This is a genomic window from Facklamia sp. P12945 (genome assembly GCF_050409485.1).
In the GTDB taxonomy this organism is placed as follows: Bacteria; Bacillota; Bacilli; order Lactobacillales; family Aerococcaceae; genus Facklamia.
Genome location: NZ_JBNUPJ010000009.1, coordinates 33,534 through 45,807, shown reverse-complemented (window position 1 = coordinate 45,807; position 12,274 = coordinate 33,534). Strand labels below are relative to the sequence as shown.

The following is a 12,274-nucleotide window of genomic DNA, read 5'->3' as shown; positions in this document are numbered from 1 at the left end:
CTTGCACAGGTAGATTTTTCTACCTGTGTTTTTTTATGAGGAGCATTTAATGACACTTAAGAAATTTTACCGTCAATCATTACAGGAAAGACGTTTAAATATTTCCCCTTATTTAGAAAATAAGATGGATTTTCCTATATTAGATGAAAAAAGAGCCAATCAGATGATTGAAAACTATCTCTACACTTATGGCCTTCCAATGGGGATATTACCGACTATTCAAGTGAACGAAAAGGACTACATAGTTCCGATGGTAACAGAAGAACCATCGGTAATAGCTGCGGCATCCAATGGCGCCAAACATCTGGGTAATATTAAAGCGCATTTAGACCGTAAAACAATTAAAGGACAAATTGTTTTAACTGATTGGACAGAAGCTGAAGCGAAACAAGCTCTTAACAAGCATAAAGAGGGGTGGTTGAGCTTTGCTAAAAAAGTAGCTTATCGGATGGTAGAAAGAGGAGGGGGACCTTTAGATATTGAGTATTCGGCTTATCGCAGCAATCAGACGCTCTACCATTCCTATTATCTACTATTTGACCCTTGTGAAGCTATGGGAGCCAACTCTTTAAATACTGTTTTGGAAGCATTAGCCTTTGAGATAAAAAAAGATATTGGTGGCAAGGTTTTAATGGCAATTCTTTCAAATTACAATCCACAAAATTTTGTTAAGGTGGAAGCGACTCTTTCTATTGAGCGTATAGATATAAATTTAGATAGAGCCCATCCTATTGCCCAAAAAATTGCTATGGCTAGTGACTATGCCCAATTGGATCCTTACCGTGCCACAACTCATAATAAAGGGATTATGAATGGAGTGGATGCGGTTTTGATTGCTACAGGAAATGATTGGCGTGCGGTAGAAGCGAGTGTTCATGCCTTTGCATGTAAAGAAGGAAAATATCGAGGTTTAAGTCAGTGGTTTTATGATTCTAAGAAGGCTGAATTGAGCGGACATATGGACATTCCTCTTCCAGTCGCTACGGTGGGGGGGACCTTATCCATTCATCCAATGGCAAAGTGGTCTTTAAATTTAATGGGAAATCCTAATGCTTTAGAGTTAGCTCAAGTTGTTGCTTCTGTCGGTTTAGCCCAAAACTTTGCAGCCTTAAAAGCCATCGTATCCGAAGGTATACAAAAGGGTCATATGGGATTGCAGGCTCGTAGCTTAGCGATACAAGTGGGAGCCAAAGCCGATGAAATCGACCTATTAGTTAAATTGTTAAAAGTAAGAGAAAGCTTTAACTCTCAGATTGCAAGGGATTTACTAGACAAAATGAGAAATTCGTAAGATAATGTCTATTATGATTGAAAAAACTGAGGAGGGAATTAATGAAAACAAAAGTTGGAATCGACCGTATTCATTTTTATATACCACCCCAATATGTAGACATGGAGGAATTAGCTCAAGCAAGAGATATTGATCCAGCAAAATTTACAATTGGAATCGGCCAAAGTCAAATGGCTGTCACGGATTACAAACAAGATATTGTTACATTGGCCATTAATGCAGCGTTACCAATTATTTCAAAAGAAGATCGGGACTTAATTGACCAAGTGATTGTAGCTACTGAATCGTCTTTTGATTATTCTAAAGCAGCTTCAATATATTTGCACCAAGCATTAAAGATTAACCGTTTTGCACGCTCCTATGAAATCAAAGAGGCATGTTATGCAGGAACGGCAGCTTTACAAGCGGCTGTTGACTATGTGCGCTTAAGACCCGAAAGAAAGGTGTTAGTCGTTACAACCGATATTGCTCGATATGGTCTAGCGTCTTCTGGAGAAGCGACTCAAGGAGCAGGAGCAGTGGCTATGTTAATAACTGCTGATCCAGCGATTTTAGCTATTGAAGAAGAAAGCATTGCTTATACTGACAATCAATTTGATTTTTGGCGACCACAATACGACATATATCCACGTGTAGACGGTAAGTTTTCTACCAATCTATATAATCAGACCTTTTTGAATATTATGGAAGAAGTAGGTAAGCGTAAACCGGATTTTTGGGATGCTTATCAAGTACAATTGTTCCATTTACCATTTACCAAAATGGGTCGTAAGGCGATTAAAAACTATCGTCAGTATTTAAATGATTCAACAAATACACTCAAAGATGTAGATCAGAAGTTGAAGGCTTTAGACCGTTTTGACAAACATTACGATCACGCTGTTCAATATTCAAGACATATTGGCAACATTTATACTGGCTCGCTTTATCTAGGCTTAATTTCACTTTTAGTTCATGATCAAAGTCTTAAAAAAGGCGATAAGATTTCCCTATTTTCTTATGGTTCAGGTGCGGTTGCTGAATGTTTTTTTGGAGCATTACAGCCAGGTTTTAGAGAGGCTATACTCTTGAATGAAATTGAAGCAATGTTCCAGAAACGTCGAAAGTTAAGCATTGAGGAATATGAAAAGCTATACTTAGAAGCCATTGAGCCTAGTGACGAAATAATTGAATTTGATCCAAGTGTTCATGAAGGAGAGTTTTATTTGGCTAAGATTGATAACCATCGACGTTATTATCTACAAAATGCTAGTCATCAAAATGACTTTAAAAAGTAATAAATAGATTTCATACTGTCAAAGATTAGCAGGATAGCTTTTTTATTGTGAAAAGTTAAGCCCTATTTCTTTTTGATAGTATTTTTGCTTTATAGTCATTTTACTTACTTCTTATTTATGCTATGATGATTACGAACATGAAAGGGTGATTTAAATGTATGCAATTATAAATGGTATGGCAGTACTGTTTTTTCGCATTTTCTTTGTCATCCTAGCCTATATGGCTCTGTCAAAAGTTAATTGGAGGAGTGTTTTACAGCCTCAACACCAAGCAATGGACCGATACCTATGTATTTTATGTAGTATTGGCTTGGGCTATTTGACAAGTTCGTTTTTTATAACAATCATTGAAACCTTACGTCTACTATTGATGTCAGCGTTTCTCTAATCATGTGTATAAGTCTCTCGCCTACTCCAAAGCGATAGTCTTCAAAAGGGGATTCATTTAAAATGGAAGAAATTATTGTACAAGGTGGCAACCGTTTGGAGGGTACAGTCAAGGTTGAAGGTGCTAAGAATGCAGTTTTACCAATTCTGGCAGCTTCTATTTTGGCGTCGAAAGGAATTACACGACTAAGTAATGTGCCTGTTTTATCAGACGTTTTAACAATGAACGAATTGCTAAAGAATATTGACCTAGAGACTAAATTCAATCAAGCGAATAATCAGATGACGCTCGATGCGACAGGTCGGGTTAAAACTATGGCGGACTATGACTTTGTTAGTAAAATGCGCGCTTCGATCGTTGTAATGGGACCAATGTTAGCACGTTTTGGTCATGCGCGTGTGGCCATGCCAGGCGGTTGTGCAATCGGTACACGTCCCATTGATTTGCACCTAAAAGGATTTGAAGCATTAGGAGCTACTATTGAAAATGCAGCAGGATATGTTGAAGCAAAAGCAGACCAGTTAATCGGAGCCAATATTTACCTGGATTTCCCTTCGGTGGGAGCCACTGAAAATATTATGATGGCTGCTGTTTTAGCTAAAGGCGAAACAGTGATTGAAAATGTTGCTAGAGAACCAGAGATTGTTGACTTAGCTAACTTTTTAAATAAAATGGGTGCTAAAGTTTCAGGTGCTGGAACGGAGACAATACGTATCGAAGGTGTTTCAGAACTTTTGGCTACGGACTATGAAGTTATGCCAGATCGTATCGAAGCCGGTACTTTTATGGTAGCGGCTGCTGTGACTAATGGAGATGTCATGATTGAAGGAGCGATTGCTCATCACAACAAACCGCTAATTAGTAAGTTGCAAGAAATGGGCGTTGTTTTTGAAGTGTTTGATTCTTCGCTAAGGGTAATTGGTCCCAAGGTTTTGAAACCCACAGACATTAAAACCATGCCTTATCCAGGCTTTCCAACGGATATGCAGGCACAAATGTCGATTGCTCAATTATTAGCTAAGGGAGACTCAGCACTTTCTGAAACCGTTTTTGAAAATCGATTCATGCACTTTGAAGAATTGCGTCGAATGAGCGCTGATTTCAAAATTGAACGCCAAACAGTTGTAATGTACGGACCTGCAGAATTATCAGGTGCCCAGGTTAAAGCGACAGACCTTCGTGCGGCAGCTGCTCTTATTATTGCAGGACTTACTGCTAAAGGATTGACAAGGGTTTCTGAGTTGAAATATCTTGATCGTGGTTATTACCTCTTCCATGAAAAGCTAGCTCGCTTAGGAGCAAACATCGAACGTGTTAATATCCAGCCAATTCCATCCATTCAAAATAAACCAGCTGTAAAAGCTGTGTTTGCTTAACTATCATCCAGAAAGGATGAGTATAATGGCTAGAGATATAGGTATTGATTTAGGAACAACCAATGTATTAATCCATCTTAAAGGCCGAGGAATCATTTTAAATGAGCCCGCAGTGATTGCTGTAGATCAATCGACTCAAGAAGTAATGGCAGTGGGACGAGAAGCTTATGAAATGCGGGGTAGAGTGCCAAAGTCTCTTGAAGTTATACAACCTTTAAAAGGTGGAGTGGTATCAGACTATGACTTAACCGAAGCCATGCTTCTTCACTTTTTCAAGCGCGCACACATTCGACGTGGCTTGAGAAAGGCAAATGTTTTAATTTCAACGCCAACCAATGTAAGTGAAATAGAACAACTTTCACTATTCGAGGCAGTTCAAAAAGTTACTTCGGGTAGGGTTCGAGTAGAAGTTGAACCGATGGTAGCGGCTATCGGTTCGGGCCTAGATGTTTTATCAGCCAAAGGAAGTATGATTGTAGATATTGGTGGAGGAACGACGGATATAGCAATTATTGCTTCAGGTGAAATTCTTCACGCAGAATCGATTAAGATAGCTGGTGATGACTTTGATGAAGCAATTATCCAGTATTTTAAGGACCATTACCAACTACTCATTGGGATCCAATCAGCTGAGAGGATAAAAATGCAACTTGCCTGTGCTAAAAAGGTGGATGGAAGAGATGTTCATAACCAAGAGTTAAAGGGGCGCGATCTTGTTACAGGATTACCAAAAGCAATTAATGTTGACTCTAACGATTTACATCGGGCATTAAAAGATTTATTAGATCAAATAGTGAGAACAATACGCAGAGTGATTGAACAAGCTTCTCCAGAAATAATCGCAGATATCCATGATCAAGGACTGGTTATTACAGGCGGGGGCGCTATGATCCAAGATCTAGATTTGTTAATCACTGAGCAGATAAAAGTCTCAGCTATTCCTTCTGACCAACCCATGAATGCAGTAGCATTAGGAACTGGTATAATGATGGATTGGGTCGAATCCGGTTTAATTGATCCAAACAAAAATAATAAAAAACCAAGTAAGCCAAATTTCTTTATGAGATTGTGGCAATCCATTTGGAAATAAACTAGGGGTGAATAAATGGCAGAGAAGTTAAAATATTTAGAATATCCACTATTTAAACAAGTTATGAAAGGGATCTTCAAAGTTTTTTTCTTTATCATCCTTTTAATTATTGTCTTTGGAATGGGTTTAGTTATCGGTTACGCTGTTTTAGGAGACGGAAATTATTGGGAAGTATTTAATCAAGATACCTGGTTGCATTTATTGACATTTATTGAATAATATTAAAAGGAAATATTCATTAGAGGAAAGAAGGGATACTTTGCAGACAAGTGATTTTTCTGTATTTGAGTTATTGCTTTATATCATTCCTCTAACTATGATTTTTTTAATTAAAAAATATGGGAGACCTTATTTAACCTATTTTAAAAATTGGCCTATAACATTAGCCATTTGTTTATTACCCACTTTATTGGTTTTAATTTACGGTTTTGGCTGGCTAATTTTTGGTTTTAATGTGCTACCATTTATTATTTTATTTTCTTCTTTTGCAATCGGTGTTCAATTACATAAGTATATACAAGAAATCGACCATTTCTATTTTAAGCAATTTTATTTGCCTGCAAGTGAATTACTTTTTTATTTCTTGGTTTTTTATTTAGTGGGAATGATTATTTTAAGATGGTGGACGATTTTTTTCTAATTACCCCACCACTTTTTTAATAGCTTTAAATGATCATAATATCAAGCTTTAACAGGTTTTGCTTTCTAGCAAAACCTGTTTTTTTATTCAATTTTGTCTATAAGGTGGTGAAAAGTGGGAGTATGTGGTAAAATTAATCTAACTTAGGAGAGGAGTGTGAACAAGTCGTGTTAATGGGAGAATATCAACATAATATCGATTCCAAAGGCCGCTTGATCATGCCTGCTAAGTTTCGTCCAGAACTAGGTTCGACTTTTATAGTAACTAGAGGTCTGGATGGCTGTTTATTTGGCTACCCCATGAATGCATGGGAAACAATTGAAGAAAAATTAAAACAATTACCTCTAGCTAAAAAAGACGCACGTAAGTTTACTCGTTTTTTCTATTCGGCTGCCACCGAAGTAGAAATCGATAAGCAAGGACGGATAAATTTACCAAAAAATCTTATAGAGTTCGCTAAGATTGATAAGGAATGTCGTGTGATTGGCGTATCAGACCGTATCGAGATTTGGAGCAGTGAGCTTTGGGAAGATTTTGCAGAGGATGCTGAGGAAAATTTTGAAAATATTGCAGAAGAAATGATTGATTTTGGATTTTAAAATAACGAGGTGACAATATGTCCTTTGAGCACGAAACAGTTTTACTAAAGGAAACAATTGATGGTTTAGAAGTGAATCCCAATGGAATTTATGTTGATTGTACATTGGGTGGCGCTGGACATGCTCAATACTTATTAAGCCTTCTTTCAGACCGTGGAAAATTATTGGCATTTGACCAAGATCTTATGGCAATTAATAATGCTAAAGTAACTTTAAAAGAGCAATTATCCCAAGGAAAAATAACTTTTTTTGAAAGAAATTTTCGTGATTTAGAAGTCGCCTTATCGGAGCAATCAATTCACCTAATTGATGGGATTTACTATGATTTGGGAGTATCTTCACCACAATTAGATATTGCGGAAAGAGGGTTCTCCTATCATCAAGAAGCAAGGCTAGATATGCGAATGGACCAAAGGCAAGAGCTCGATGCTTATGAAGTAGTAAATACTTGGGATTATAATGATTTGGTGCGTATTATCTTCCGGTATGGTGAAGAAAAATTTGCTAAAAGAATTGCAAGAAATATTGAACAAAGTCGTAAAAAACAAGCAATTGAAACAACTACTCAATTAGCAGAGATTATTAAAGAAGCGATTCCTGCCGCGACACGTCGGACCGGTGGACATCCAGCTAAGCGAGCTTTTCAAGCCATTCGAATAGCTGTTAACGATGAGCTTGGCGCAGTCGAAAGTTCAATTGAACAGGGGTTAAAACTGTTAAAAGTAGGTGGCAGGATGGCAGTTATTACCTTCCATTCCTTAGAAGATCGATTGGTTAAACAAATGTTTAAGCAAGTATCTACCTTACCAGAAACACCTAGAAATTTACCTGTTTTAAGTAATCAACAAGCAGATTATCGAATAGTTAATCGAAAACCGATACTACCTTCAAAAGAAGAGTTAAAGAATAACAATCGTTCAAGATCAGCAAAATTAAGAATTATTGAAAGAATTAGTATGTAGTATTGAGGAGGATAGCGATTGTGACTGAAAGTTATCAAAGAAGAAATTATTATAATAAAGACCAAGCCCAATCGCTAGTCGGTCAATCTACTAATACGTTTGATGGCTCAGCAGTCCGAAAGATTGAAGAGTGGGAACTTTCCCATCAATCTGATTGGTTTGATAATGAAGATAGGAGATCAAAAAGGCAAACGATTATATCGAATCGAAACTTAGCATTGCTAGGTATTTTTATAATGGTTAGCTGTTGCTTTGCGAGTCTTTATATTCATTGGCAAGTCAACCAGGTTAACCAAAGGATTCAAGAGATCCAGTTGGAAGAGGCTGAGCTTGTCAAAGAAACAGAAATGTTAATGGTTGAAAAGGCTGAAAACTTAAAGTATAAAAATATTGAGCTTGTAGCAGAAGCCAACGGTATGAAGGCAGAAATGGATCGCGTAAAGGATATCGATCAAAATGACTAATAATAATGCGAATAATAATCAAGGGATGAATTTGTTTTTTTTAGCTATCATTGTAATTTTAATCGGTTTAGTAATGATTGGTCGAATGGCACAAATAGCTTTATTCAAACAAGTAAATGGTGTTAATTTAACTAAACTAGAAATGCAAGTAGACAATAGAAGTAGTATTGCTAAAGCAAAAAGAGGCACAATTTATGATCAGTTTGGTCAGCCTATTGCAATGGATACTACTTCTTATTCTATGTACGCTGTTCTAGATGCTGATTGGGCAGAAGGTGAAACGGTTAAAGACATTGATTATACGGCGACCATTCTTGCTAAATATATCGATATGCCGAAAGAAAAAATATGGACGCAATTAAATAGTGATAATGTCAATCAAGTTGAGTTTGGCTCAGCTTCTAAAAACATATCAGCACAGACAAAATTAGCAATTGAAGCTGAAAACTTACCGGGAATCTTTTTCACTAGTCAGGTGAGCCGTTATTATTTCAATGACTACTTTGCCTCTCACTTAATAGGTTATGCAGAAGTTAATGAAAGTAACCAAGAAGGTTCTCAATCAAGTTTAGTTGGAGCCATGGGTATTGAAGCGGCATTTGATGATATATTATCGAGTGGGAAATCAAGCAAAAATTCAACTGACCTTCAATTGGCTAATGATATCTATTTAACTTTAGATAGTCGTATCCAAAATCAGACCGAGACTATTCTAGATAAGATTTTTAAGAAATATCAACCTGAGTCAATGGGGGCTTACTTGGTTGAATTAGAAACTGGTAAATTATTAACCTCAGCTCAAAGACCTTCATTTAATTTAAATACCAGAGAAGGAATCGACTCTCTTTGGCAGAATTTGTTAGTTGAAACAGCTAACGAACCAGGATCAACTGTTAAGATTTTGACCATGGCTAAAGCAAAAGAAATGGGTGTTTATCAACCGGGAGAAACGTTCTTATCGGGTATGGTAAAAGTGTTTGATCGTGAAGTAAGAGACCATAACCAATTCGGTTGGGGACAAATTTCATTTGAAGATGGCTTCATTCGCTCTTCAAATGTGGCAATGGTCGAATTAGTGAATCGTATGGGAGACCAAGTTTGGACTGAAGAATTAAAAAAATTTGGTTTTGGCGTTAGCACAAATAGTAAACTAGCGAATGAAAATCCGGGTTCACTCGATTTCACTAACCCTACATCACGAATAATGTCTGGCTTTGGCCAAGCATTTTCAGCTACACCGATGCAACTTTTACAAGCTTATAGTGCGGTTGCTAACAAAGGGCAAATGATGAAAATTCAATATATTGATCATATTGATAAAAGCGGACAAAGCTATCAAAAACAAAACTTAGGGCAAGTTATTGAACCTGAAGTAACTTTCTATATTATTGACTTGATGACTAAAGCGGTTGAGGATCAAAATGGGACTTCAAGACCTTTTAAATCTGACATAGTCAGAGTGGCGGCAAAAACCGGAACGGCTCAAATTGCTAATGAAGAGGGAACAGGCTATCTAACGGGACAAAACGACTATTTTTATTCAGTCATCAGTTTCTTTCCTGCTGAAGAACCTAAATACATGTTATATTTATTTATTAAAAGGCCACAAAATGACTATGGTATTTATGGAACTCAGATGCTGTCCGAAGTTTTTCATCCAATGTTAGAGTCTATATTAATCAAGCAGTAGAGAGAAGGAAATGAAATGCGATTAAATAAACTAATATCAGTTTTAATTAACTACGAACTTTTAGGTGATTTAGATCTTAATAAAGAAATATACGATCTGACCAATGACAGTCGAAAGCTCACTGAAAATGCTGCCTTTATCGCTATAAAAGGTGAAAGGTTTGATGGCCATTCAGTAATTGATCAGCTGATGAAAGAAAACATTTCACTGATAGTAGCCGAAGAATTCTCTTCTAAACAAATAGAAAAGGCTTTGAATAAAAAAATAACGCTAGTCAAAGTCCCTTCAACTTATCGAGCGCAAGCAATACTATCTCATCAATTTTTCGGTCAACCATCTAGCCAGCTTCCTCTAGTAGCGGTTACTGGGACTAACGGAAAAACGACCACCACACATTTGATTTCTCAATTTTTAGAATTATTGAATCATAAGACAGGTGTGATAGGCACCCTGCATTACAAAGTTGGCGAGCGTCTGCTTCCGGCTATTAATACAACGCCAGAAGCAGTTAGTTTACAAAAGTATTATAAGTCGATGGTCGAGGAGGGTTGCAGTGATATCATAATTGAGGCCTCTTCTCACGCTTTGTCCTTAGGCCGTCTTTGGTATACCGATGTGGACTGTGCAATTTTTACTAACCTAACTCGAGAACACTTGGATTTTCATAAAACTATGGACAATTATGCTTATGCTAAGAGTTTGCTCTTTGCACAATTGGGACAGAGTTTTCACCATCAAAAACCAAGACTAGCGATTATTAATCAAGATGATCCTTATGCAGATGTAATGAGTCGAGCTACTGGGGCAGTTGTAATTACTTATAGTATGAAAGATCCTCAGGCCACAGTTTATGTGGATGAGCTGACGACAGAAGCTTCAATACAAAAATTCAAGCTTCACTATCAAGCTAGAACTTATCCAGTTGCTTTATCGATGATTGGTGCTTATAATGTTATGAATTATTTAGCAGCCTTTTTGTGTCTGGTAGTTTATTATGGCTATTCAGCTGAACAAATAGTTGATTTGACACCTAGATTAAAAGGTATCACTGGAAGAATGCAAGTTATTGATAAGGGTCAAGATTATCGAGTGGTGATTGATTTTGCACATACACCAGATGCTTTAGAAAATGTCTTAAGTGAATTAAAAGAAACCTCAAACGGAAAATTAAGAGTAATGTTTGGGCATTCCGGAGGTAATAGAGATTCGGCTGCTCGACCTGATTTGGGCGATATTTTATTTAAGTGGGCGGATCATATTGTATTTACGGCAGATAATCCTCGAAATGAACCCATTAAAAAGATTGTTTCTGAAATGGTAAGAGATCATCAAGAAGTTCCTTATGATTTAATTGAAGATCGAAAAAAAGCCATTCATCATTTAGTAAATCATGCCGAAGCTAATGATACACTTCTTTTTGCTGGTAAGGGAGGAGAGGCTTATCAAGTAATTGGTGATGATTATATACCTTATGATGAGGTTGCGATTGTAGAAGAGGAGTTAGAAAACAAATGGAAAAGATGATGCAGTTATTAATGGCTTTTATTAGTTCAGGCCTCTTAACCCTGGCTTTAGTGCCCCTTTTTATCCGTATATTCTTAAATAAGAAAATGGGACAAGCTATTCGGCAAGAAGGCCCTTCATGGCACCAAGTAAAAACAGGTACTCCCACTATGGGAGGAACGGTGTTTATTGCAGTATCTATAATGATTACTTTGATGTTTGGCTGGCTATTTAATCTACTAGATGCCAATCTCTTGATGATTGTGCTAACTTGGTTATTTTTTGGTGGCATTGGGTTTGCCGATGATTTTATATCTATTTTTACCGGTAAAAATGAAGGGCTAACTGCTAAACAAAAATTTCTATTACAGCTTTTATTTTCTGGTATCGTCGTTCTAGCGGGTTATGTTTTAGGTAAAAGATTTGTATTGCCTATTTTCTCTTTGGAAATTAACTATTTAATAGTTGTAATAGCTTTTGCCTTCTTTTGGATTACTGGTTTTTCCAATGCTGTTAACTTAACCGATGGATTAGACGGTTTAGCCACAGGGTTAAATATCATTGCCTATGGAGCCTACTTTATGTTGGCTATTCGCCTAGAGCAAGCATCCGTTGCTATGGCTTGCTTAATTGTTACAGCAAGCCTTTTATCTTTTTTAATATTTAATCGCAAACCTGCTCAAATTTTCATGGGGGATGTGGGTTCGCTAGCTTTAGGGGCAGGATTAGCAATTATTTCAATACTTTTAAACAACCCATGGTCCCTATTAATCATCGGCATGGTTTTTGTAATAGAAACTTTATCTGTTATCTTACAAGTTGCTTCTTTCAAGACCAGAGGAAAGCGGATCTTTAAGATGTCACCCATTCACCATCACTTTGAAATGATTGGCTGGTCTGAAGAGCTAGTCGTGCTTGTTTTTTGGACAGTAGGATTACTTGCTAGCTTACTCTATTTCATTTTATAATAGGCATAATAAGCGAGAAAGTGTGA

The 12,274-nt window shown here is 36.9% G+C and carries 13 protein-coding genes; all 13 read left to right on the top strand.

Annotated features, from left to right (window positions below):
- Window positions 1-49: 49 nt before the first annotated feature.
- Entirely contained in the window at window positions 50-1,291 is a 1,242-nt protein-coding gene (locus ACQV2X_RS04325; protein ID WP_428873858.1) for a hydroxymethylglutaryl-CoA reductase, degradative, read from the top strand.
- Between the two features lie 41 nt (window positions 1,292-1,332).
- Window positions 1,333-2,568, top strand: coding sequence for a hydroxymethylglutaryl-CoA synthase (locus ACQV2X_RS04320; RefSeq protein WP_428873859.1), 1,236 nt, complete (start codon window positions 1,333-1,335; stop codon window positions 2,566-2,568).
- 154 nt (window positions 2,569-2,722) lie between these two features.
- Complete coding sequence (locus ACQV2X_RS04315) at window positions 2,723-2,956, top strand: DUF1146 family protein (protein ID WP_428892780.1); 234 nt, start codon at window positions 2,723-2,725, stop codon at window positions 2,954-2,956.
- Window positions 2,957-3,018: 62 nt separating this feature from the next.
- Window positions 3,019-4,332, top strand: coding sequence for a UDP-N-acetylglucosamine 1-carboxyvinyltransferase (gene murA, locus ACQV2X_RS04310; RefSeq protein ID WP_428873860.1), 1,314 nt, complete (start codon window positions 3,019-3,021; stop codon window positions 4,330-4,332).
- Window positions 4,333-4,357: 25 nt separating this feature from the next.
- Window positions 4,358-5,422, top strand: coding sequence for a rod shape-determining protein (locus ACQV2X_RS04305; RefSeq protein ID WP_428873861.1), 1,065 nt, complete (start codon window positions 4,358-4,360; stop codon window positions 5,420-5,422).
- Window positions 5,423-5,437: 15 nt separating this feature from the next.
- Complete coding sequence (locus ACQV2X_RS04300; RefSeq protein WP_428874971.1) at window positions 5,438-5,641, top strand: DNA-directed RNA polymerase subunit beta; 204 nt, start codon at window positions 5,438-5,440, stop codon at window positions 5,639-5,641.
- Window positions 5,642-5,681: 40 nt separating this feature from the next.
- Window positions 5,682-6,062: a hypothetical protein gene (locus tag ACQV2X_RS04295; RefSeq protein ID WP_428874972.1), complete on the top strand. Its 381-nt coding sequence runs from the start codon at window positions 5,682-5,684 to the stop codon at window positions 6,060-6,062.
- 173 nt (window positions 6,063-6,235) lie between these two features.
- Window positions 6,236-6,661, top strand: coding sequence for a division/cell wall cluster transcriptional repressor MraZ (gene mraZ / locus ACQV2X_RS04290; protein ID WP_428873897.1), 426 nt, complete (start codon window positions 6,236-6,238; stop codon window positions 6,659-6,661).
- 17 nt (window positions 6,662-6,678) lie between these two features.
- The gene (gene rsmH / locus ACQV2X_RS04285; RefSeq protein ID WP_428873864.1) at window positions 6,679-7,623 is read left to right on the top strand and encodes a 16S rRNA (cytosine(1402)-N(4))-methyltransferase RsmH; all 945 of its coding nucleotides are present in this window, start codon (window positions 6,679-6,681) and stop codon (window positions 7,621-7,623) included.
- Window positions 7,624-7,643: 20 nt separating this feature from the next.
- Window positions 7,644-8,087, top strand: coding sequence for a hypothetical protein (locus ACQV2X_RS04280; protein WP_428894270.1), 444 nt, complete (start codon window positions 7,644-7,646; stop codon window positions 8,085-8,087).
- A complete protein-coding gene (locus ACQV2X_RS04275; RefSeq protein WP_428873866.1) occupies window positions 8,080-9,777 on the top strand; it encodes a peptidoglycan D,D-transpeptidase FtsI family protein in 1,698 nt (565 codons plus the stop codon). Before ACQV2X_RS04280 ends, ACQV2X_RS04275 begins: the two co-directional genes overlap by 8 nt.
- 15 nt (window positions 9,778-9,792) lie before the next feature.
- Complete coding sequence (locus ACQV2X_RS04270; protein ID WP_428882100.1) at window positions 9,793-11,301, top strand: UDP-N-acetylmuramoyl-L-alanyl-D-glutamate--2,6-diaminopimelate ligase; 1,509 nt, start codon at window positions 9,793-9,795, stop codon at window positions 11,299-11,301.
- Window positions 11,289-12,248: a phospho-N-acetylmuramoyl-pentapeptide-transferase gene (gene mraY, locus ACQV2X_RS04265; RefSeq protein WP_428894269.1), complete on the top strand. Its 960-nt coding sequence runs from the start codon at window positions 11,289-11,291 to the stop codon at window positions 12,246-12,248. Before ACQV2X_RS04270 ends, mraY begins: the two co-directional genes overlap by 13 nt.
- Window positions 12,249-12,274: the final 26 nt, after the last annotated feature.

Bases quoted from the DNA above. Each gene is read 5' to 3' on its own strand.
- ACQV2X_RS04315 (WP_428892780.1), top strand. From the start codon at position 2,723: ATGTATGCAATTATAAATGGTATGGCAGTACTGTTTTTTCGCATTTTC.
- ACQV2X_RS04300 (WP_428874971.1), top strand. From the start codon at position 5,438: ATGGCAGAGAAGTTAAAATATTTAGAATATCCACTATTTAAACAAGTT.
- mraY (WP_428894269.1), top strand. From the start codon at position 11,289: ATGGAAAAGATGATGCAGTTATTAATGGCTTTTATTAGTTCAGGCCTC.
- ACQV2X_RS04305 (WP_428873861.1), top strand. From the start codon at position 4,358: ATGGCTAGAGATATAGGTATTGATTTAGGAACAACCAATGTATTAATC.
- ACQV2X_RS04325 (WP_428873858.1), top strand. From the start codon at position 50: ATGACACTTAAGAAATTTTACCGTCAATCATTACAGGAAAGACGTTTA.
- mraZ (WP_428873897.1), top strand. From the start codon at position 6,236: ATGGGAGAATATCAACATAATATCGATTCCAAAGGCCGCTTGATCATG.
- murA (WP_428873860.1), top strand. From the start codon at position 3,019: ATGGAAGAAATTATTGTACAAGGTGGCAACCGTTTGGAGGGTACAGTC.
- ACQV2X_RS04275 (WP_428873866.1), top strand. From the start codon at position 8,080: ATGACTAATAATAATGCGAATAATAATCAAGGGATGAATTTGTTTTTT.
- rsmH (WP_428873864.1), top strand. From the start codon at position 6,679: ATGTCCTTTGAGCACGAAACAGTTTTACTAAAGGAAACAATTGATGGT.
- ACQV2X_RS04320 (WP_428873859.1), top strand. From the start codon at position 1,333: ATGAAAACAAAAGTTGGAATCGACCGTATTCATTTTTATATACCACCC.
- ACQV2X_RS04270 (WP_428882100.1), top strand. From the start codon at position 9,793: ATGCGATTAAATAAACTAATATCAGTTTTAATTAACTACGAACTTTTA.